Annotated in this window: 14 protein-coding genes; 8 read left to right on the top strand and 6 right to left on the bottom strand. The window is 76.4% G+C overall.

The window, feature by feature from the left end; all coding sequences use genetic code 11:
- Window positions 1-45: 45 nt before the first annotated feature.
- Together ACFCX4_RS19585 and ACFCX4_RS19580 are read right to left on the bottom strand one after the other, a co-directional pair.
- Window positions 46-5,586, bottom strand: a complete 5,541-nt coding sequence (locus tag ACFCX4_RS19585; protein WP_376144047.1) for an amino acid adenylation domain-containing protein — start codon at window positions 5,584-5,586, stop codon at window positions 46-48.
- 103 nt (window positions 5,587-5,689) lie between these two features.
- The gene (locus ACFCX4_RS19580; protein ID WP_376144045.1) at window positions 5,690-10,669 is read right to left on the bottom strand and encodes an amino acid adenylation domain-containing protein; all 4,980 of its coding nucleotides are present in this window, start codon (window positions 10,667-10,669) and stop codon (window positions 5,690-5,692) included.
- A 643-nt stretch (window positions 10,670-11,312) separates the two neighbouring features.
- Between ACFCX4_RS19580 and ACFCX4_RS19575 the strand changes: the two genes are divergently transcribed.
- Window positions 11,313-11,750: a YchJ family protein gene (locus ACFCX4_RS19575; RefSeq protein ID WP_376144043.1), complete on the top strand. Its 438-nt coding sequence runs from the start codon at window positions 11,313-11,315 to the stop codon at window positions 11,748-11,750.
- Window positions 11,751-11,771: 21 nt separating this feature from the next.
- Here ACFCX4_RS19575 and ACFCX4_RS19570 read toward each other — a convergent pair whose 3' ends face one another.
- The gene (locus ACFCX4_RS19570; RefSeq protein ID WP_376144041.1) at window positions 11,772-12,725 is read right to left on the bottom strand and encodes a polysaccharide deacetylase family protein; all 954 of its coding nucleotides are present in this window, start codon (window positions 12,723-12,725) and stop codon (window positions 11,772-11,774) included.
- 194 nt (window positions 12,726-12,919) lie between these two features.
- Here ACFCX4_RS19570 and ACFCX4_RS19565 point away from each other — a divergent pair, with 194 nt between their 5' ends.
- The 3 genes from ACFCX4_RS19565 to ACFCX4_RS19555 all read left to right on the top strand — a co-directional run bounded on the left by ACFCX4_RS19565 (window position 12,920) and on the right by ACFCX4_RS19555 (window position 14,668).
- Window positions 12,920-13,474 carry a GNAT family N-acetyltransferase gene (locus ACFCX4_RS19565; protein ID WP_376144039.1) on the top strand — a complete coding sequence of 185 codons (555 nt, stop codon included), beginning with the start codon at window positions 12,920-12,922 and terminating at the stop codon, window positions 13,472-13,474.
- Window positions 13,461-13,979 (top strand): hypothetical protein, encoded by a 519-nt coding sequence (locus ACFCX4_RS19560; RefSeq protein ID WP_376144037.1) that lies wholly within the window; start codon window positions 13,461-13,463, stop codon window positions 13,977-13,979. The genes ACFCX4_RS19565 and ACFCX4_RS19560 overlap by 14 nt, the downstream gene beginning before the upstream one ends.
- Window positions 13,980-14,065: 86 nt before the next feature.
- Complete coding sequence (locus tag ACFCX4_RS19555) at window positions 14,066-14,668, top strand: GrpB family protein (protein WP_376144035.1); 603 nt, start codon at window positions 14,066-14,068, stop codon at window positions 14,666-14,668.
- Between the two features lie 169 nt (window positions 14,669-14,837).
- On the opposite strand, the gene ACFCX4_RS19550 is transcribed toward ACFCX4_RS19555, so the two are convergent.
- On the bottom strand, window positions 14,838-15,749 hold the full coding sequence (locus tag ACFCX4_RS19550; RefSeq protein ID WP_376144033.1) for a carbohydrate kinase: 912 nt from the start codon (window positions 15,747-15,749) through the stop codon (window positions 14,838-14,840).
- A gap of 332 nt (window positions 15,750-16,081) precedes the next feature.
- On the opposite strand from ACFCX4_RS19550, the gene ACFCX4_RS19545 reads away from it, so the two are divergent.
- The 4 genes from ACFCX4_RS19545 to ACFCX4_RS19530 all read left to right on the top strand — a co-directional run bounded on the left by ACFCX4_RS19545 (window position 16,082) and on the right by ACFCX4_RS19530 (window position 20,123).
- Window positions 16,082-17,710 carry a M1 family metallopeptidase gene (locus ACFCX4_RS19545; RefSeq protein WP_376144031.1) on the top strand — a complete coding sequence of 543 codons (1,629 nt, stop codon included), beginning with the start codon at window positions 16,082-16,084 and terminating at the stop codon, window positions 17,708-17,710.
- Window positions 17,711-18,332: 622 nt separating this feature from the next.
- Complete coding sequence (locus tag ACFCX4_RS19540) at window positions 18,333-18,848, top strand: SigE family RNA polymerase sigma factor (RefSeq protein ID WP_376144029.1); 516 nt, start codon at window positions 18,333-18,335, stop codon at window positions 18,846-18,848.
- A complete protein-coding gene (locus ACFCX4_RS19535) occupies window positions 18,841-19,731 on the top strand; it encodes a hypothetical protein (RefSeq protein ID WP_376144027.1) in 891 nt (296 codons plus the stop codon). Before ACFCX4_RS19540 ends, ACFCX4_RS19535 begins: the two co-directional genes overlap by 8 nt.
- A gap of 143 nt (window positions 19,732-19,874) precedes the next feature.
- On the top strand, window positions 19,875-20,123 hold the full coding sequence (locus ACFCX4_RS19530; RefSeq protein WP_376144025.1) for a hypothetical protein: 249 nt from the start codon (window positions 19,875-19,877) through the stop codon (window positions 20,121-20,123).
- A 45-nt stretch (window positions 20,124-20,168) separates the two neighbouring features.
- On the opposite strand, the gene ACFCX4_RS19525 is transcribed toward ACFCX4_RS19530, so the two are convergent.
- Window positions 20,169-21,776 carry a sigma-70 family RNA polymerase sigma factor gene (locus tag ACFCX4_RS19525; protein ID WP_376144023.1) on the bottom strand — a complete coding sequence of 536 codons (1,608 nt, stop codon included), beginning with the start codon at window positions 21,774-21,776 and terminating at the stop codon, window positions 20,169-20,171.
- A partial coding sequence (locus ACFCX4_RS19520; protein WP_376144021.1) for a hypothetical protein occupies window positions 21,766-21,964 on the bottom strand: 199 nt, incomplete at its 5' end. The genes ACFCX4_RS19525 and ACFCX4_RS19520, both read right to left, overlap by 11 nt.

Raw genomic sequence — 21,964 nt, 5'->3', positions numbered from 1 at the left:
CCGCCCCCTTTGGTGAGGGGGCGGGGCGCACCGTCCGGGCGGGGGCTACCGGCGGCCCGTGGCGGCGTGCACCCGGTCGGCCGGGTCGTCGTCCTCGACGGGTTCGGGGGTGCCGGACGGGCGCGGCACCCGGACGGAGCCGGGGACGGGACGGCCCTTGCGGGCGGCCTCGGCGAGGGCGAGCTGCCGGTCGGCCTCGGCCTGGATGGCGTCCTTGTCGCCGATCTCGGCGTCCGGCAGCGCGTCCGGGAGGATGTCCTCCAGCAGGCGCAGCGGCCGGTAGGCGAGGCCCACCAGGCCCCAGACCGCGAGCAGCAGGCCGACCACGACGAGCAGCAGGCCGGCGCCGCGGCCCGGTCCGGTGCCGAGCACCAGGCCGACCGAGTCGGCGAGCGCGCCGCCGGGGCGCATCAGCGGCTCGAAGACGTGGTCGGAGAGCGGGCCGGCGGTGAGGAACCCGAGCGGCATCATCGACATGGCGAGCATCTGGTTGGTGGCCAGCACCCGGCCCTGGAGCTCCATCCCGGCCTTGGTCTGGATCAGCGACATCCAGTGCGAGTTGAGGATCATCATCGATCCCCAGAGCAGGAAGAGCCCGCAAGCGGTGAGGGCGGTCTCGGGGCGGCTGCCGGTGACGACGGCGGCGACGCCGACCACCGAGGTGAAGCCGATCATGCCGACGGAGCGGCGGCGGGTGCCGCCCCACAGGCCCATGACCAGGGCGCCGACCATCGCGCCGAGGCCGCCGAGGGCGGTGACGATGCTGAGCTGGAAGGGCGTGCCGTTCGCCAGCACCATCGGAGTGACCAGGACGGTGGCGACGGCGAACAGGTAGTTGAACACCACGAAGAAGACCACCATGGCGACCAGGCTGTGCCGGCGCGCGATGTACCGCCAGCCGGTGACGACCTCCCGCCAGAGCGGCTCCTCCTCCTTGTCGAACATCGCGTTCGGGAAGCGGACCAGCAGCAGGCAGGTGACGCCGGTGAGGAAGGTCGCCATGTCGAAGAGCACCACGCCGTGCAGGCCGACCAGGGAGACCAGCACACCGCCGGCCAGGATGGCCATCATGTCGCCGGCGCCGGTGCCGAGCTGGGCGAGCCCGTTGGCCTGGCCGAGGTAGCGCTTGGGCACCAGCTGGGTGATCGCGGCCAGGTAGGCGGGCCGTTGGAAGGCTCCGCAGGTGGAGCCTATGCAGGCCACGATGTAGATGTGCCAGACGTGCAGCAGGTCCGTCCAGAACAGCACGCCGAGGCCGAGCATGCCGGCGGCGGCCACGCTGTCCGTGACGATCATGATCTTGCGCCGGTCGACCCGGTCGGCCAGCGCTCCGGCGATCGGCAGCAGCAGGACGGCCGGCAGCACCGCGATGAACGAGATCATCGCGAAGTCGAAGGCCGAGCCGGTCTGCTGGAAGACCCAGACGCCGAGGGCGAAGGTGGAGAGGCTGGTGCCGATCATCGAGACGAACTGGCCGACCGCCACCTTGGCGAAGGTGCCCAGCTCGGCCCTGGCGGCCGGACGCTTCTCCGCGACCTGCTCGGCGACCTCGCCGGTGGCGGCGAACCCGGCCAGCACCCGGGCGAGTTCCTCCGCCTGGTGCTTGAGGAAGTAGTGCCCGGCGCGCGGCACGACCGCGAGGTCGACGCTGTCGCCGAAGTGCTCCCACTCGGTGTAGCGCTCCTGGTAGAGCAGGGTGGCGCGGTCCTTCTCGCCGACAACGCAGAGGATCGGGGCGTCGATCTTCGCGGGCCGCCCGTCGCCGTAGGCCCGGGTGTAGAAGTCCTCGGCCTGGCGGACGTCGTGGCGCAGCGCCCGGACCAGGAAGTCCTGTTCGGCCCGGTCGTAGACGTCGGTGAAACCGCCCATGGCCCGCAGGTAGTCGAGGTAGCCGCGGTTGGACAGCGCGCGGTCGCCGGGCATCCGCCGGGCCATCCACTCGGCGAAGCGGCCGGGCAGCCGGGCGGCCGGGAAGGTGCCGCCGAGGGCGAGGCCGCGCAGGTCGACGCCGGCCGCCTCCAGCCGGGAGCCGAGGGCGGTGGCGAGCGCGCCGCCCAGGCAGTGGCCGTAGAGCAGCACCGGCCCCTCGACCCGCTCCAGGACCTGGGCGGTCAGGGTGTCGGCGAGCGCGTCGAGGTCGGCGAGTTCGTCGTCGGGGCGGCTCGGGTCGTGGCCGGGCAGCTCGACGGCGTAGAGCCGGTGGCCGGCGGGCAGGGCGTCGGCGAGCGGCTGGAAGGTGATCGGGCTGCCGCCGCCGTAGGGCACGCAGACGACGTTCATCCCGGCCGGGGCGTTGCCCCGGGTGAGCTTGTGCAGCAGGGTGCGCGGGCCCTCGTCGGCGGTGCCGCCGGCCCGGGCGTCGATCAGGGCGGCGATCTCGCGGACGGTGGGGTGCTGGAAGAGGTCGATCACCGACAGGCCGTTGCCGATCAGGCGCACGGCGCGCACGGCGGAGAAGGAGTCGCCGCCGAGGGCGAAGAAGTCGTCGTCGGCGCCGATCTCCCCGGTCTCCAGTACCTGCCGGTAGACGCCGGCCACGGTGTGCTCGGTGTCCGTGGTCGGCGCACCGCCGCCGCCGGGGACCGGCTGGGCGGCGACCGGCTCGGGGAGGGCGGCCCGGTCGACCTTGCCGTTGGCGTTCAGCGGCAGGGCGTCCAGGACGACCAGGGCGGCCGGGACCATGTAGTCGGGCAGCCGGGTGCGCAGCGCGGCCCGCAGCTCGCCCGGGTCGGGCGCGGCGGCCGGGTCGGCGGGCACCAGGTAGCCGGCCAGGGAGCGGGCGGCGCCCTCGCCGCGGGCGACCACGACGGCCTCGCGGACTTCGGGACGGGCGGTCAGTTCGGCCTCGACCTCGCCGATCTCGACCCGGAAGCCGCGGATCTTGACCTGGTGGTCGATCCGGCCGAGGAACTCGATCGCGCCGTCGGGGCGGCGCCGGACCAGGTCGCCGGTGCGGTAGCAGCGGCGGCCGTCGACGTCCAGGAAGCGTTCGGCGGTGAGGTCGTCGCGGCCGAGGTAGCCGCGGGCGACGCCGCCCCCGGAGACGTACAGCTCGCCGGGGACGCCGATCGGGACCGGGCGGCGGCGGGCGTCCAGCAGGTGGGCGCGGACGTTGCCGAACGGCCGGCCGAGCGGGGCGGTGACCGCGTCGCCGAGGTCGGCGGGCACCGGGGTTCCGAGCATCGAGACGGTGGTCTCGGTGGGCCCGTAGTGGTTGTGCAGCTCCAGCTCGGGCCGGGCGGCGCGGATCCGGGCCACCAGGTCGGGCCGCAGCGCCTCGCCGGCGCAGATCAGCAGCCGGGCGGGGAGGATGCCGCCGAGGCCGGTGCCGTGCGCGGCCAGGCCCTCCAGGTGGCTGGGGACCAGCTTCATGGCGTCGATCCGGTGCTCGGCCGCGTAGGCGGCGAAGGCGTCCGGGTCGGTGGCCTGGTCGCGGGTCAGCAGGTGGAGGCAGCCGCCCCCGGTGAGCGCGCCGAACACGTTGGTGGTGCCGAGGTCGGCGGCGAAGGTGGAGACCAGCGCCCAGTTCCAGCCCTGCTGGTCGCCGCCGATCCGCTCGCGCAGGCCGTGCAGGTAGTTGCGGTAGTTGCGGTGCTCGACGGCGACGCCCTTGGGCGTGCCGGTGGAGCCGGAGGTGAAGATCAGGTAGCAGAGGTGCTCGGGGCGGACGTCGGCGTCGGGGGCGTCGGTGCGCTCCTCGGCGTCGGGGACGACGGCCGGCGGGCCGCCGGCGAGCCGGCCGCGAAGGTCCTCGGTGGTGACGACGGCGGCGGCCCCGGCGGCGTCGAGCAGCGCGCGGATGCGCCCGTCCGGGTAGACCGGGTCGAGCGGCAGGTAGGCGCCGCCGGCCTTGAGGATGCCGAGCATGCCGACGACCAGGGCGGCGGAGCGCTCGACCAGCAGGCCGACCGGGCGGTCCGGGCCGACGCCGAGCGCGCGCAGCCGGTGGGCCAGCGCGTTGGCGCGCCGGTCGAGTTCGGCGTAGCCGAGGACGCCGTCGGCGTCGCGCACGGCGGGTGCGTCGGGGGTGCGGCGCGCCTGCTCCTCGACCAGGCCGTGCAGGGTGCCGCCGAGGTCCCAGCCGCGCAGGGTCTCGTCGTCCCAGGCGGTGAGCTGCCGCTGTTCGGCCGGGGTGAGCAGGGGCAGCGCGGCGAGCGGGCGGTCGGGGCCGGCGGCCATCGCGTCGAGCACGGTGGTGAGGTGGCCGAAGACCCGGCGGACGGTGGCCTCGTCGTACAGCTCGGTGCGCCAGACGAGGTCGGCGGCGAGGTCGCCGCCGTTGTCGACGACGGCCACCGACAGGTCGAACTTGGCGGTGTCGGTGCCGACCGGCCACCAGCGGACGTCGTGGCCGGGCAGCGCGGGGCGGGCCTCGGCCTGGTTGTGGACGTTGAGCAGCACCTGGAACAGCGGGGTGTGGGCCAGTTCGCGCTCCAGGCCGAGCGCGTCGATCAGCCGCTCGAACGGCAGGTCCTGGTGGCCGAAGGCGCCGAGGGTGGCGTCCTTGACGCGCTCCAGGAGCTCGCGGACCGTCGGGTCGCCGGAGAGGTCGGTGCGCATCGCCAGGGTGTTGACGAAGCAGCCGACCAACGGCTCGGTCTCGCTGCGGGTGCGGCCGGCGATCGGGGTGCCGACGGTGACGTCCTCGCTGCCGGTGTAGCGGCCGAGGAGGGTCTGCAGGGCGGCCAGCAGCACCATGTACACGGTGCTGCCGGTCTCCTCGGCGAGGGCGCGGATCCGGCGGGTGCGCTCGGCGCCGAGTTCGGCGGTGAACCGGGCGCCCGCGGTGCCGGCGACGGCCGGGCGCGGCCGGTCGGCGGGCACCGTGACGGTGGCGGCCGCGCCGCGCAGCCGCTCCTGCCACCAGGCCTGCTGGCGGTCGAGCTCGTCGGCGAGTGCGGTCCGCTGCCAGTGCGCGACGTCCGCGTACTGGACGGGCAGCGGCTCGAACGCCGGGGCCGCGCCGTCGCGGCGGGCGCCGTAGGCGGTGGCGAGGTCGCCGAAGAGCACGCCGATCGACCAGCCGTCGGCCGCGATGTGGTGCAGCACCAGGCTGAGCACGGCGCCGTCACCGGTGCGCAGCAGGGCGGCGCGCAGCGGCAGGTCGGCGGCGAGGTCGAAGGGGCGCCGGGCCTCGGCCTCCAGCCGGGCGTCGACCTCGTCGGCGGCGACGTCGGCGGTGACGAGGGTGAAGCGGTCGGCGGGCAGCGTCTCGGGGCGCACCTCGCCGTCGGCCTCGGGGTAGACGGTGCGCAGCACCTCGTGCCGGGCGAGGACGTCGGTGAGGGCGGCGGCGAGGGCGGCCTCGTCGGGCTCGCCGCCGAGGTGGAGGGCGAGCGGGATGTGGTACGCGGCGCTGTCCGGCTCGTACTGGGCGAGGAACCACATCCGGCGCTGGGCCGAGGAGAGCGGTGCCGGGGTGCCCTCGGGTCGCGGGGTGACGGTGTGGCGCTCGGCTCCGCCGGCGGCGGCCGCCGCCTTGGCGGCCCTGGCCTTGGCGAGGCGGCGGCGCAGCAGTTCCTGGCGTCTGGCCGCGGGATCGGCTCCGGGTTCCGGGGCGGTTCCGCTGGTGGGCTGGTCGGTCATGCGCTCTCCCCCGTTCGGGCGCCGGTGTCGCCGGCGGCCGTCTGTGCGTTCGTGGTCCTGGGCGTGCCGGTGTCTCCGGCCGCTCCGGGGTTCGTGGGACGGTTCACAGCGCGCTCCCCGCGGTTGCGTCGAGGTCGTCGCCGAGGTCGTCGAGTTCGTCGATCTCCTCCAGCAGGCGCTCCTCGACGCGGCGGGCGAGGGCGGCCAGGGTCCGGTCCTCGAAGACGACGCGCAGGGGCAGTTCGGTTTCGAAGGTGTCCCGGATCCGGGCGAGCAGGCGGGTGGCGAGCAGCGAGTGGCCGCCGAGCGCGAAGAAGTCGTCGTGCCGGGAGACCCGGTCGACCTTGAGGACCTCGGTCCACAGGTCGGCGAGCAGCTCCTCGCAGTCGCCCTCGGGCGGGGCGCCGGCACCGCCGAGCTGCGGTACGGGCAGGGCGGCCCGGTCGACCTTGCCGCTGGGGGTCAGCGGCAGCGCGTCGAGCAGGACGAGCCCGGCGGGCACCATGTAGTCGGGCAGCAGCGCGCCGAGGGCGGTGCGCAGCGCGTCCTCGGTGAGGCCCGGGGCGACGGCGTAGCCGGCCAGGGCCGGGCCGGCCGGGGTCTCGACGAGCCGGGCGGCGCCCGCGGTGACGCCGGGGACGGCGGTCAGCGCGGCCTCGATCTCGCCCAGCTCGATGCGGAAGCCGCGGAGCTTGACCTGGGCGTCGGCGCGGCCGTGGTACTCCAGCCGGCCGTCGGCGCGGCGGCTGGCGAGGTCGCCGGTGCGGTACATCGGCGCGCCGTCGGTACGGCCGGGCTCGGCGGTGAACCGGTCGGCGGTCAGCTCCGGGCGGCCGTGGTAGCCGAGGGCGACGCCGGCGCCGGCGATGCACAGCTCGCCGATGCCGTTGACCGGCACGGCCTGTCCGGAGGGGCCGAGCAGGTGCAGCCGGGTGTTGGCGATGGGCGCGCCGAGGGCCACCACGCCGCCCTGGGCGGCGAGTTCGGGGGTGACCCGCTGGACGGTGGACCAGACGGTGGTCTCGGTCGGCCCGTACAGGTTCCACAGGGCGGCGACCCGGCCGAGCAGGGCGCGGGCGAGGTCGGTGGTGAGCGCCTCGCCGCCGCACAGGGCGGTCAGGCCCGGGCGGCCGGCCCAGTCGGCCTCCAGCAGCATCCGCCAGGTGGCGGGGGTGGCCTGGAGGTGGGTGACGCCGTGCTTGTCGAGCCAGGCGCCGAGCGCGGTGCCGTCGGTGGCGGTGGCGCGGTCGGCGATCTCCACCCGGGCGCCGGTCACCAGCGGCAGCCAGAGCTCCAGGCCGGCGATGTCGAAGGTGACGGTGGTGACGGCGGCCATCACGTCCCGCCCGGTGAGGCCGGGTTCGCGGCCCATCGAGGTCAGGAAGTTGACGATCGCGCGGTGCGGCACGGCGACGCCCTTGGGGCGGCCGGTCGAGCCGGAGGTGTACAGCAGGTAGGCCGGGTCCTCCGGACCCACGGTGACGGCGGGTGCCTGCGCGGGGGCGGCCGCGTGCTCGGGGCCGTCCACCAGGACGGCCTGCCGGCCGTGCAGCAGTTCGTCGCCGGCGGTGGCGGTGTCGGTGACCACCAGGGTGACGCCGGCGTCGTCGAGCACACCGCGGTTGCGGGCGAGCGGCTGCTCGACGTCGAGCGGCAGGTAGGCGGCGCCGCTGCGCAGCACGCCGAGCAGGGCGGCGGGCAGCAGCCGGCCTCGCCGCACCGCAACGGCGACGAGGCTGCCGGGGCCCGCGCCGTGCGCGGCGAGCAGGTGGGCCAGCCGGTCGGCGGTGGCACCGAGTTCGGCGTAGTCGAGGGTGCCGTCGGCGGCGGAGACGGCGGGCGCGTCCGGGGTGCGGGCGGTCTGGGCGGCGACCAGCTCGTGCAGCCGGGCGTCGGGGACCGGCTCCGCGGTGCGGTTGAGCGGCTCGTCGGCGGCGCGTTCGGCGGCGGAGAGCATGGCCAGCTCGGCGAGCGGGCGGTCGGGTTCGGCGACGGCGGCGGCGAGCAGCGCGACCAGGTGGTCCAGTGCGGCGCGCACCGACCGCTCCTCGTAGCGGGAGGTGCGGTACTCGGCGGACAGCAGCGGGCCGTCGGCCGGGAACTCCAGGAACAGCGAGAGGTCGGTCTTGGCGGTGCTGTTGCACACCTCGGCGACGAACGTCAGCTTGAGGCCGGGCAGTTCGACGCCGGCCACCGGGTGGTTCTGGACGGCGAGCAGCACCTGGGAGATCGGCGAGGAGGTGAGGCCGGGCGAGCCGCCGTAGCGCCGGGCGTGGTCGACGAAGGGGTGGCCGCTGTGGTCGGCGGCTTCCAGGACGACCGGGCGGACCCGGGCGACCAGCTCGCGGAAGGTGTCGGCGCCGGCCACGTCGAAGCGCAGCGCGACGGTGTTGATCAGCGAGCCGAGCACGGTCTCCAGCTCGGGCACCGGGCGCACGGCGAAGGGGCTGAGCACGGCGACGTCGGTGCGTCCGGTGTAGCGGTGCAGCACTCCGCCGAGGGCGGCGAGGACCGCCATGTAGAGGCTGGCGCCCTCCTCGGCGGCCCACTTCTCGACGCCCTTGACGAACCCGGTCTCCAGCCGGCGGGCGATCCGGCGGCCGGCGATGTCCTGCGGGTTGGGGTGCGGGCGGTCGCCGGGCAGGTGCTGGTCGCCCTCGACGCCGCTCAGTCGCTCGGCCCAGCGCTCGGCGCCCTCGCGGCCGGCCTCGACGTCGCGCAGCTCCCAGCGGGCGACGTCGGACAGCTGGAGGGCGGGCTCGGGAAGTTCGCCGTCCTGGAGGGCGCGGGCGACCTCTGCGAGCAGCAGGCCCGCCGCCCAGCCGTCGGTGGCGGCGTGGTGCACGGTGAGCAGCAGCTCGTGCCGGTCCGTGTCGGTGCGGACCGCCAGGGCGCGCAGCAGCCGGCCGCCGGCGAGGTCGAGCGGGCGGGCGGCCTCGGCGCGCAGCACCTCGTCGAGCGCCTCCTCGTCGGCCACCTGGCCGTGCCGGCCGACGAGGTCGACCAGCGGCACCTCGACCTCGTAGGGCGGGCGGACGTCGGCGGTCGCGTCGTCGTGCTCGGTGGGGTTCACGGCGCCGTACAGGGCGGTGCGCAGCGCCTCGTGGCGGCGGACCACCTCGGTGAGCGCGCGGCCGAGGGCCGCGCGGTCCAGGGCGCCCTCGGCGCGGATCCGCAGCGGCACGTTGTAGAGCGGGCTGTCGGGCTGGACGGCCTCGTGCAGCCAGAGTTCGCGCTGGAACTCGGTGGCGCGGGCGGGCAGGCCGGCCTCGCGCCGCGGGGGCTCCACGGAGGCCCGTCCGCCGCCGCCGTTGGCCGCGCGGACGGCGAGCGCGGCGACGGTCGGGGCGGCGAAGAACTCGGCGAGCGGCACCCGGGTGCCGAACTCGCGCTCGACCCGGGCGAGCAGGCCGGCCGCGAGCAGGGAGTGGCCGCCGAGGTCGAGGAAGACGTCGTGCACGCCGACCTCGGGGACGCCGAGCAGGTCCTGCCAGAGTGCGGCGATCCTGGTCTCGGCGGGGGTGCGGGGGGCGACGAACAGCTCGTGGCCGGCCCGGCTGCGGGCGGCCGGGGGCAGCGCCTTGCGGTCGGTCTTGCCGTTGGGGGTGAGCGGCAGCTCGGCCAGGACGGCGACGGCCAGCGGCACCATGTAGCCGGGGAGCGCGGCGGCGCAGTGGGCGCGCAGCTCGGCGGGGGTGGGCGCGCCGTCGCCGGGGGCGGGCTGGACGAAGGCGGCCAGGTAGTCGCCGGCCCCGTCGCGCTGGACGACGGCGGCGGCGGCCTCGACGGCGGGGTGGGTGGCGAGCACGGCCTCGATCTCGCCGAGTTCGACCCGGAAGCCGCGGACCTTCACCTGGTGGTCGACGCGCCCGTGGTACTCCAGTTCGCCGTCGGGCAGCCGGCGGACCAGGTCGCCGGTGCGGTAGCAGCGCACGCCGTCGACGTGGACGAAGCGCTCCTCGGTGAGGTCGGGACGGCCGTGGTAGCCGCGGGCCAGGCCCTCGCCGGAGAGGTGGAGCTCGCCGATGCCGCCGTCGGGCACGGGTATCCGGTGCTCGTCGAGGACGTGGCCGAGGGTGCCGTCGAGCGGGCGGCCGATGACCGGCTCGCCGTCCCCGGTGCGCGGGACCAGCGACCAGGTGGAGTAGACGGTGTCCTCGGTGGGGCCGTACAGGTTGTAGAGGCGCTCGACGAGGGGCTGGGCGTAGACCCGGTCGGCGAGGTGGCGGGGCAGCGCCTCGCCGGCCAGGTTGACCACGCGCACCCCGCCCGGCAGACCCCCGCCGCCGGGAAGGCCGTCGCCGCGCAGCAGCGCCGCCATGGCGCTGGGCACGGTGTTGACCAGGGTGACCTCGTCCCGGGCGGGCAGCTCGGGCAGGGCGAGGACGTTCTCGGCGACGACGACCGTGCCGCCGGCGCAGAGCGGGAGGAACAGCTCGTACACCGAGATGTCGAAGCAGACGGAGGTGCCGAACAGCACCCCGGCCAGGTCGGCGGCGCTGTAGGTGCCGACGGCCCAGCGGAGCATGGCGTTGACGCCGCGCTGGGTGACCTGGACGCCCTTGGGGCGGCCGGTGGAGCCGGAGGTGTAGAGCACGTAGGCGAGGGCGTCGGTGGCCGCGTCGCCGGTGGTGGGGTGCGCGGCGGCCGGGTCGAGCGGGGCGGCGGGTCCGTCGCCGTCGATGTGCAGGAGGGTGGCGCCGGCGCCGTCCAGCAGGTGCTCGTGGGCCCGGTCGGTGACGACGACGGGTGCCTGTGCGTCGCCGATCACGAGCTCCAGGCGGTCACGGGGGTACGCGGGGTCGAGCGGCACGTACGCGCCGCCGGCCCGCAGGACCGCCAGCAGGGCGACCACGAGGTCCGCCGTGCGCGGTAGGCAGACTCCGACCAGTGTCCCCGAGCGGACGCCGGCGGCGGCCAGGCGGCCCGCCACCGCGTCGGCCGCGGCGTCCAGTTCACGGTAGGTCGACCGGCGTGCGCCGTCGATCACGGCGGTGGCGTCAGGGGTCCGTCTGACCTGCGCGGCCACCAGCGCGGCCAGCGGTGCGGCCGGATCCAGCGGAGGAAGTCCCGTCGAACTCATCACTGCTCTCCTGAGGGGTGCTGCTGCATCGACTTGTGGTCGGCGAGAAATGGGCGGTGTGCCCTCGGAGATGGTGGGGTAAAGATCTACGAATCACCAGCACATTTCCGTCACTCGTTCGATATGCCGGAAAGATCACCCCGCCCTCCCCCCTCAGCGGTGCTGCTGAGTGACGGTTCGACGGCGATTTCTCACGGATTGTCAGCGGCCTTGGCAGGGACAGTTCGGACCGCTACCGTTTCTCCAACGGTCCGTCAGATGGCGCACCCGCACGCCCTCCCGACACCGCAAGCAGATTTCCGGACGTTGTGTTGTCCGAGGGCAGTCAAGGACGGAGACCGTGTCGGCCCCCGGGAGAAGGGGATCCGGACGGGCGGGAACGGCGGATACGGGGACCGGAACGGGGAGACCGCGGGACGGGTGCCGCCCGGCGCGGCCGGGCGTGGAACCCAAGGTCCGCCGCCCGGTGTCCCGGACGCCCGGGGCGCCGGCCGTGTCCCGGCCCCGGCCGATCGCCCGGTCCTCCGCCGCCCCGTCCCGGGCACCCGGCCCCACCGCCGCGGGACGTCCCGGGGCCCCGCCCCCGGTGCGCGTCCCGGGCACCCGGCGCGCACCGCGCCGCCGAGGCGCCAGAATGGAGCCCATGTCCCGACGCCGTTCCGCAGCCCGCCCCACCGCCCCCGCGCCGCGCCTGCTGCCCTCCTCCCCCTGCCCGTGCGGCCTGCCCGCCAGCTACGCCGAGTGCTGCGGCCGGCTGCACCGCGGCCAGGCCGCCGCGACCACCGCCGAGGCCCTGATGCGCTCGCGCTACAGCGCCTTCGCCGCCCGCGACGAGGCCTACCTGCTGCGCACCTGGCACCCGGACACCCGCCCGGACTCCGTCGACCTCGACCCGGCGCTGCGCTGGCTCCGGCTGGAGGTGCTCTCCACCACCGAGGGCGGCCCCTTCCACGCCGAGGGCACGGTGGCCTTCCGCGCCCACTACACCGAGGCCCGGGAGGAGGGCGCGCTCACCGAGCACAGCCGCTTCGTGCGGCACGAGGGCGCCTGGGTGTACCTCGACGCCCTCGCGCTCGACTGAGCCTCCCCCGCGCCGCGCCGCCTACAGGTAGTCGTCCAGCCGGGCCAGCGCGAAGCCCTGCGCGGTGACCTCGTCGACCACCTTGCGCAGCAGGTCGGTCATGGTGCCCGGCCACAGGTCGGTGCCGCGGAAGTGGGTGAGGACGATGTCCCCCGGGTGGAGCCGCTGGTCGTCGTAGCGGTACTCCACGCGGTCCGGGAACGCCTCCTCGTTCCACAGCGGCACCGCCTCGATGCCGCAGGACGCCGCGGCCCGCAGGGTGTCCTCGTTGTACTCGCCGTACGGCGGGCGGAACAGCCGCGGACGGGTGCCGATCTGCTCCTCCAGCCGGTCCTGCTGGGTGCAGATCTCCTGGCGCTGGGTGTCGTGATCGAGGATCTTGAGGTTGCGGTGGTTGACGGTGTGGTTGTTCACCGCGTCGCCCTGGGCGTCCAGGGCCCGGAAGTAGCCGTAGTCGGAGCGGGCCAGGTAGTCGGCGACGAAGGTGGACAGCGGGATGCCCAGCTCCCTGGCCATCCGGTTGAACTCCGGGTCCTTCTCGGCACCGTCGTCCACGGTCAGGAAGACGATCCTCTCGTCGGTGGGCACCCGGTGGACCACCGGCGGCAGCCCGTCCGCGAGCTTCACCCCCTGCGCGGCGCGCAGCTCCGGCCGGCTCGCCGGGCGGGGCGGGGCGGGCAGCGGCGGCTGCGCCAGGCCCCAGCGGCGGGCCGTCTCCAGGACCGCCCTGGCGGCCTCCGCGCGGCGGGTCACCGCCTCGCTGCTGGTCTCCTCCTCGGCCAGGGCCGGCCCCGGCAGCATCAGCGGCGCGGCGGGCGGCCGCGGCGCGCCACGGTCCGCCGCGGCGGTGGCGGACCGGCCCCCCGGGGCCACCGCGCCGTCCCCGGCCGACCCGCCGCACCCCGCGACCGCGGCGGCCAGGCACACCGCCGCGAGCACCGCGTTCCGCCCCCGGCCCCGTTCCCGCCCCGCCAACCCCCTGTTAATACGACGATCTGATGGTCTGTCCATAACCCCACTGCTCCCCCGCCGCGCCGATCACCCAATCCCCCCGTCACCCGCCCGGCCCACGGTGACGCCGGTGACGCCCCCGTCGGGCCGGCCGCCCGGCGCCGCCGGCGATCGAAAAGGATTCGCGACCGCGGCGCCGGGCCGCCGATAATGCGCGCATGACGATCAGCACGCAGCCCGGCACCGGGGAACCCTGGGCGGTCGCGCCCGCCGACGTCGGGTCCGCGGAGGCCCTGGAGCTGCTGCGCGCGTACTACACCGACGTCGCCGACCGCTGGTACCGCCTGCACCTCGGACGGGACTCCACGGCCGAGGAGATCGAGACCGGACTCGCCGGCTCTCCCAGCGACGACCTCGCCCCGCCCACCGGGATCTTCCTGCTCGGGCGGTACGCCGGACGGGCCGACGCCTGCGCCGGGCTGCGCCTGCGCGACGCCGCCACCGCCGAGCTGACCCGGGTCTACGTCCGCCCCGAGCGGCGCGGCACCCGCGGCGGCGCCCACCTGCTGGCGGCCGCGGACGAGGCCGCCCGGGCGCTCGGCGTCGAGCGGATCGTCCTGGACACCCGGCTCGACCTGGTCGAGGCCCGCGCCCTCTACACCCGGCACGGCTACCGCGAGACACCCGCCCACAGCGACGGCCCGTACGCCGAGGTCTGGTACGGCAAGGAGCTCGCCCCGCAGCACCCGGACGGGGCCCGTGCAGACCGTTGACCGGCTCGGCGAGCCGGCGCCGGACCGCGCCGTGCGCGAGGTCCGGCGCCGGCTCGCCGGGGGCGGCGCGGACAGCCTCGCCCACGACCCCCGCCCCCACCTCACCCCGGCCGCCTGCGCCCGGATGCCGGCCCGGGCCGCCGAACGGATCGACGCCCTGCCCGCCTGGGCCCTGCCGCCGACCGACCGGCCGACCGGCCTGCTCTCCTTCGGCACCCGCAGCCGGCGCCGGGTGCTCGCCCGGTCCGCCGTCCCGACCGTCGAGCCTACGCGGCTGCACCAGGGTGTCCGGGTGGCCCTGGCGGGCGCCGAGGAGCCGGACCCGCACCACGTCCCCGGCCGCCGGTCGCCGCACCTCGGCCCGACCCGCCGCCCCACCCCCGAGGGCGTCGCCCTCACCCACACCCTGCTCGGCCGCCGGCCCGACCTCACCGGCACCCCCGACACGGCCCGCGGCTTCGACTCCGCGACCCGGCCCACCCGGCCCCCGGGAGCCGGCCGGTGAGCCGGTCGACGAGCCGGCCGGTGGGGCCGACGCCGGGGTCCGGCCCCGCACCCGTCCGCCCGCACGCCGCAGAACAGGAGCAACCCGTGCCCGAGCAGGAGATCCCGCGCGTCCCGATGACCACCGAGGAGATCGAGGCCGCCAACCTGGGCGCGGCCCCCAGGCTCGACGGCCGGATCACCCTGCGCGAGCACGACCCGCGCTGGTCCGCGGTCTTCGAACGGGAGGCCGCCGGCCTCGCGGAACGCCTCGGCGGCCTCGACCACCGGATCGAGCACGTCGGGTCCACCGCCGTCCCCGGCCTCCCCGCCAAACCGGTCGTCGACGTGCTCCTGATCGTCCCCGACTCCGGGGACGAGGCCTCCTACGTGCCCGCCCTGGAAGCCCTGGGCTACGGGCTCGCCATCCGCGAACCCGACTGGTACGAGCACCGGGTGCTGCGCCGCCACGACATCGGCCCCGCCGCCGAGTACGTCAATCTGCACGTCCTGTCCGCCGGGTGCCCCGAGAACGCCCGCATGCTGCGCTTCCGCGACCGGCTGCGCCGGCACGCCGGGGACCGCGAGCTGTACGCCGACACCAAGCGGGCGCTGGCCCGGCAGTCGTGGGAGTACACGCAGAACTACGCCGACGCCAAGTCCGAGGTGGTCGCGGCGATCATCGGACGGGCCATGGGCGAGAAGGACTGACCGGCCGGGGCGGCCGGGGTGCCGGGGACCGGTCGGTCCTCCGCTGCGGCCGCCCCGGGCGGTGCCGGACCCGCCACGCCACCGCCCGTCCTGGGACGGAGCCCGCCCCGGCCCGGGCACGCCCTGCGGACCACGGCCGGACGGACCTGCCGGACCCCCGGGCCCCGCCTCAGACCGGGGCGACCGCCGCGAGTTCCGCCGCGTCGGGCGGGTTGGCGCCGGGGCGGGTGACGGTCAGGGTGGCCGCCGCGGTGGCGCGGGCGAGTGCCGCGCCGAGGCCCGCGCCGGTGCGGCGGGCGTGCAGCAGGGCGGCCGTGAAGGCGTCCCCGGCGCCCACCGTGTCGGCCACCTCGACCGTGCGGGCCCGCGTCTCCACCCGGCGGCCGTCGGCGGTGAGCGCGAAGGCCCCGGCGGGTCCGCGGGTGACCGCGACGGTCGCCGGCCCCAGACCGAGCCAGTGACGGGCCGTCTCCTCCGGGCCGCGGCCGGGGTAGAGCCAGGCGAGGTCCTCGTCGCTGGCCTTCACCACGTCGCTGAGCGCCACGCAGCGCTCCACCCGGCTGACGGCATCGGCGTGCGCGCCCATCAGCGCGGGCCGCACGTTCGGGTCGTAGCTGACGGTCGCCCGGCCGCGCCACCGTTCGGCGAGGGCGAGCACGGCAGCCGCGCCGGGCCCGGTGACGGCCGCGACCGAGCCGATGTGCAGGTGTCCCGGCGGACCGGGCAGCTCGACCGGCGGCAGCGTCCAGTCGATGTCGAAGGCGTACTGCGCCCGGCCCTCGGCGTCCAGCCGCACCACCGCCGAGGGGGTGCGCGCCGCACCGGCGTCGCCGCCTTCCGCGGGAACCGCCGCGGGCACGGGCGGCAGGGCGACGCCGGCCCCCTCCAGGTGCGCGCGGATCAGCCGCCCGTACGGGTCGTCGGCGAGCTGGGTGAGCAGGGCGACCGGCTCGCCGAGCCGGGCCAGCCCGTACGCGACGTTGGCCGGGCTGCCGCCCGGGTGCACGACGTCCGGCGCGCCCTCGGTGCGGACCACGTCGGCGACGCACTCGCCGATCACCACGAAGTGCGGGCTGCTCACGGGGCTGCTCCTGCCGGCTCGGTGCGCCGGCGGGGCTGCGGGCGGCCGGCACGGCTGCCCAGCCTACGAGGTGACGGGCGGCCCGGAGCGGGCGGGAAGCCGCCGGCACCGCACGCGGGCACGAGTACGGCCGCCGGACCTGGCCAGGCGCTCCGACGGCCGTGGCCCCGCCCGTCAGGGGGCGGGGCTCTTCGAAGGTATGACACTGCGCAGCCGGACGGCCACCGCAGTGCTCCGTCCGGGCGACCGCCGCGTGTCGCCCGGGGAGCGCGGACCGGAGCCGGCGCCCGCGGCCGGCGAGGGTCCGTCGTCGGAGCACTCTGCTACGGTCCGTGAGCGGGCCGTCGCCCACCGGAACCGGGGTCGTCCCGGCCGCCGCGGGTCCGTACGCCACGAGAGAGGTGATCGCCCTGTCCAGACAGCGTTCGTCCAGGCAGCGTTCGTCCGGGAAGCGCCCGTCCCGGCACCATGCCCTCCTCGCCGCCGCGCTCGCGCTCGCGGCCGTCGCCCTCACCCCGGTCCCGGCCACGGCCGGGGGCACCCGGGGACCCGGCACCGGCGATCCGGTGTTCCCCTCCCTCGGCACCACCGCCTACGACGCCCTCGCCTACGACCTCGCCTTCACCTACCGCCCCGCCACCCGCACGGTCGACGGCACCACCGTGCTGACCGCCCGCGCGCTCACCGCACTGCCGGACCTGGAGCTGGACGCCCTCGGCCTGGACGTGCACGCCGTCCGGGTCGACGGCCGCCCCGCCGGGTTCCGGACGCACGGGGAGAAGCTGACCGTCGTCCCGGCCCGGCCGGTGCGCGCGGGCGCCCCGGTGCGGGTGGAGGTCGAGTACAGCGCCGATCCGCGCGCCGCGCTGCCGCACACCGGCTGGGTGGTGACGGCGGACGGGTTCGCCGTGGCCGGGCAGCCGGACGGCGCGCACACCGTCTTCCCCTGCAACGACCGGCCGGGCGACAAGGCCCGCTTCACCGTGGCCGTCACCGCGCCCGACGAGCTGTACGGCGTGGCCAACGGCCTGCTCGCCGCCACCGAACCGCACCCGGACGGCACCACCACCCGGCGGTACGCCTCGCGCGCGCCGATGGCGACCGAACTGCTCCAGGCCTCGGTGGGCCGCTACACGGTCCGCGAGCGCGGCGGCCCCGGCGGGCCGGCACTGCGCGACGTCGTGCCCACCGCGCGCGCCGCCGCCCTGGAACCGGCCCTCGCCCTGACGCCGGGACAGCTGGCCTGGGCCGAGCAGCACCTCGGCCGCTACCCCTTCGAGACGTACGGGCTGCTGCCCGCCGACACCGACGACCCGGACGCGTTCGGCTTCACCGGGCTGGAGACCCAGACGCTCACGCTCTACAAGCCGGACTTCCTGCGCCGGCCCGAGCCGCTGATCGGCTCGCACATGATGCACGAACTGGTGCACTCCTGGTTCGGCAACAGCGTCACCCCGGGCACCTGGGCCGACCTCTGGCTCAACGAGGGCCATGCCGACCTCTACGGCCTGATGTACCGCTACGAGCGCGGCTGGCCGGACTCCGGCGGCTTCACCACCCTCACCGACCGGATGCGCAGCGTCTACGCCCAGGGCGACCAGTGGCGGCACGACTCCGGTCCGGTGGCCGTGCCGACCGCCGCGACGCTGTTCGACAGCCAGCGCTACACCGGCGGCGCGCTGGTGCTGTTCGCCCTGCGGGAGCGGGTCGGGCCGCGGGTGTTCGAGCGGATCGAGCATGCCTTCCTCCGGCGCCACCGGCACGGCACCGCCACCACCGCCGACTTCCTCCGCACCGCGGACGAGGTCTCCGGGCAGCCGTTGAGCGGCTTCCTGCGCGAGTGGCTCTACGGCGAACGGACCCCGCCGATGCCGGGCCACCCGGACTGGACGGTGGATCCGGTCGATCCGGACGCCGCCGGGCGGAGGGGCGGCGCACCGCGCGGCTCGGGGACGCTCTGACGGGTGCCCCGTCGCGCGCCGCCCGGGGGCCGTCCGGGTGCCGCCCGGGGCACGCTCGGGGTGCCGCCCAGGTACCGCCCGGGTGCTCAGGGGGCGGCCGGCACGGGCCCGCGGCGGGCCGGAGGCGCTCCACCGGTCCTTTGCGGCAGGGCGTTCGGGGCAGCTGCGGGACGGGCCCGGGGGCGGGCGCGGAACCGGCGCGGAGGCGGCGTGTCCGTCGCCCCCGGCGCGCCCGGCCGGTGCACCCGGGCGCCCTGCGCACGCCCTTGGCGGGCGGGCGCGGCGGGCGGATCGTGGTGGCCACGGCCCGCCCGCCGCCCGGCCGAGTCCCGGCCGGCTCGCGGGCCGTCCAGCCTGCCCAGCGCGCCGGACCACCGGGCTCCGCACCGGCCCGGCCCCGCCCGTCGGCACCGCGCGGCGACCCTCCGGCAGACCGTCCGCCGGCGGCGGGGAAAATAGGGCGACCGACCCGACAACCCGGGACGGGCCCCAGCGCGTTCAGCAGCCGTGAGAACGCGAACGAAGACCCGGTGGCGCTGGCCGACCGGCAGAGTTGTCGCCACCGGCGTGGCGGCGGGGGCGACCGGGACGGCGGCGGGGACGGTATGGCAGGGGTGGCGGGATGAGGAACGCGACACCGGACTTCGAGGAGTTCGTCGCCGCCCGCAGCCCCAGGCTGCTCCGGATGGCGTGGCTGCTGACCGGCGACCAGCACCTGGCCGAGGACCTGCTGCAGACCGCCCTCGCCAAGGTCTGGCCGCGCTGGGACCAGATATCCATCGACCGGCCCGAGGCGTACGTCCGCCGGGTGCTGGTGAACTCGCACGTGTCCTGGTGGCGGCGCCGCTGGCACGGGGAACTGCCGCACGACCACCTGCCCGAGCCGCCGACGGTCGCGGACCCGTTCGACGACGTGGTGACGGGGCAGGTGGTGGTGGCCGCCGTGCGGGCGCTGCCCGCCCGACAGCGGGCGGTGGTCGTGCTGCGCTTCTTCGAGGACCTCAGCGTGGAGGACACCGCCGAGGCACTGGGCTGCACCACGGGCACCGTCAAGAGCCAGACGCACCGCGCCCTGCAGGCGCTCCGGGGCAAGCTGCCCGCCAGGGAACTCCTCCTGGACGGGGGGCGTCGTGACTGAGTACGACCGCACCGACGGGAGTTCCTGGGAGGACGGGTCCACCGACGACCACGAGGTGGAGGAGGAGCTTCGGACGCTGCTGCAACTGGCCGCCCCGTACCTGCCCGCGCCCGCGGACCGGATGGAGCGGGTGTTCGCCATCGCGGCCCGGGCCCGCCGGCGCCGTCGGCGGGCCGCCCTCGCGGCCGGGCTCGCCGTCGGCCTGACCGCCGCCGTGCTGGCCGCGGCACCCGCGCTCGCTCCCGCGCCGCAGGGCACGGTGCTGCGCCCGGCCGTCTCCGGACCGGCGCTCGCCGTCCCGCCCGACGACCCCGGCAAGGCCCGGCCGAGCGCCTCGCCGACCGTCCCCTCGGGCAGCGGGTCCACCGCGGCCCGTTCGGTCGTCTTCCCCCAGGTGAGCGGGCTGGTCGCCGACCTGCCGGAGGGCTGGTCCGATCTCACGGGACCCGCCGACGGCATGCGGACACGCGGCTTCGTCTCCCCGCAGCCGCTCACCCAGGGGCCTGACTGCCCGACGGAGCTGGCGTGCCCCGCCACGGGGACCCTCGCCGAGGGAAACCTGATCCTGTCGTTCAGGTTCACCGGCCAGGCTCCGCTGCCCGGCGACGCGGCCACTGCGCCCGAGGTGCCCCGCTTCCAGGAGATCGGCGTGGACCCGGCCTGCAGGATGGCCCGGGGCACCAGGCAGCTCCAGGCGATCTGGTTCCTCCCCGCGGACACGCAGAAGCGCATCCTCGTCGTGAGCGTCTGCATGCGGGCGCCGACGGAGAGGACCTTCGCGACCCTGGAGGACACCGCCGCCTCGCTGCGCCTGGCCGGCAACGTCTGGTACCAGCCGGACACCCCGGCCACACCGTCGGCCCCGGGCTCGCCGGCCCGGTGACCCGGCCGGTCGGCCGGGCCGTCGCGGACCGGGCCGTCGCGGACCGGGCCGTCGCGGACCGGGCCGTCGTGGGCCGGAGGCCGCGCCGCCTCCCGCCCCGGCCCGGGCCGTAACCCGACTGGCGCAGCGTCGTTGGACGGTGCATGAAGAAGCGCAGCATGCTCGCCGTCGCCTCGCTCGCCGTCGGCGTCGTGGCCTCCCTGACCGCCCCCGCCGCCCACGCCGCCGCCCTCGGCGAGCAGGGCGAGCTGACCGGTCCGCTCCGGAGCGGACCGCTCGCCTCGGTGCCGGACGCGTTGCCCGGGCAGGTCGGGAACACCGGCTCGGTGGTCGGCCGGGCGACCGATCACGTCACGGGTGTGGCGCCGGGGCTGGTCGCTCTGACGGCCTGACGGCCCGATCGCCCGACGCACGGATCGGGGGCGGGCCCCGCTCCGTCAGCCGAGCGGGGCGCCGAGGTCCTGGGTCCAGTAGAGCCCGGCCGGGCCGACGGCCACACCGACGCCGACGTCCTTGAACGCGCAGTCCAGCATGTTCGTCTGGTGGATGCCCCCGTCCATCCAGCGGGAGAAGACCACGGCCGGGGAGCTCGGTCCCCGGTCGAGGTTCTCGCCCCACCGCGACCAGCGGTAGCCGGCCGCGTTCAGCCGGGCGTCCGCCCCGGTGCCGTCGGGCGCCGTGTGGTCGAAGAAGTTCCGGGCGACCATCGCCTCGGCGTGCTTCTGGGCGGCCGTGTGCAGCCGGGGGTCGATCCGCAGCGGGGCACAGCCCCGCCTGGTCCGCTCGGCGTTGACCAGGTCGACCAGTTGGCGCTCCGGGCTCGGCGCGGCAGGTGTCGCCGTGCTCGGGCGGGCGCTGCTCGCCGTCACGGTCGGCGTGGCCGCGGCGGTCGGAGCCTCGGACGGGACGGCGGCCGGCGTCGTCGGGCCCGGCAGGGGCGGCTGGGCCTGCGGGGTCGGCGCGGCGGGCGCGTCCGGGGCGGGAGTGTCGACGGCGGTGGCCGGGGCGCTCGCCTCGGGCGCCGGACCGGCCGGACCGGTCTGCTGGGGCCAGACCATCGCGAGCGTGGCCGCCGCGAGCACCACCGCCGTTCCGCCCGCCAGCACGGTCTTCCGACGGGCGAGGTCGGCCCAGCCGCCCGGGCCGCCGGACGGGTCGGCGGGCGCGGAGGCGCCGCCCGACGAGCCGCCGCCCGGTGAGCCCGCACCGCCCTGACCCGCGGCGGGCCCGCCGGCCGTGGCTCCCGCGCCCTGGAGGGCGATCCCGCCCGGGGCGTCCATCGGCACCGGCACCAGCGCCAGCCCGGCCAGCAGGCCCTCGGCCGGGAAGAGGTCGCGCCCCAGCCCGTCGCAGGCCGCGCAGTCGCGGACGTGCCGGGCGATCCGCTTGCGCCAGACCGAGTCCGGCGTGCCGTCCCAGCCGCTCGTCAGTTCCGCCAGTTCCGGGCAGCGCGGGTAGGCGGTGAGCACCCGGACCACCACCCGTCCGGCCTCCAGCTGCTTCTTCATCCGCTGGACACGCACGGCGGCGTGCTGCGGTGTCAGGTCGAGCGCCTCGGCGAGTTCGGCACGGCTCAGCTCCCCGCAGGCCTCCAGCCACCACAGGGCGAGCAGTTCCCGGTCGTCCGGGTCCAGCCAGCGGGTGGCCTCGGCGACCTCCCGGCGCTGGCCGGAGAGGCCCAGCCGCAGGATGGTCAGGTCGGTGAAATCGGCACGCGGGTCGGCGAGTTCCCAGGTCTCGTCCAGGCCGCCGACGACCGCCTGCTGCTGGCCGGTCGCCCGGTTGCGGACCTGGTTCATGGTGATCGCGACCAGCCAGGACCGGAAGGCCTCCGGGTCGCGCAGCCCCTCCAGGCCGTCCAGGGCCCGGATCATGGTCTCCTGGGCGACGTCGTCCACGTCGGCGTGACCGTTCAACGCCCGGCCGGCGACGTTGTAGACCAGCGGGAACCAAGCGGCCACCAGCGCCTCGCGCGCCTGCGGGTCGCCGGCCTGGGCCGCACGCACCAGGGTCGTTCCGATCCTGTTCTGCACGTCAACGTTCATGGGTCCGCACTCCGAATTGCTGTCGTCCGTCCGCCGCTGCCTCCTCGGAGACCCCTGGGGAGTGATCAGATAACAACAATTTGCGCTGATTCGGAAAATCGAAGGCCCGTACGGCCCGCTGCTCACCGCCGGGAGACGCGGCCCCGAGCGGGAGGCGTTCACCGACCGCTTCCTGACCGCCGCGGACC

It is taken from the genome of Kitasatospora sp. NPDC056327 (genome assembly GCF_042261735.1).
Taxonomy (GTDB): Bacteria; Actinomycetota; Actinomycetes; order Streptomycetales; family Streptomycetaceae; genus Kitasatospora.
The sequence above is the reverse complement of the archived record's forward strand: the minus strand, read 5'-3'. Positions and strand labels throughout refer to the sequence as shown.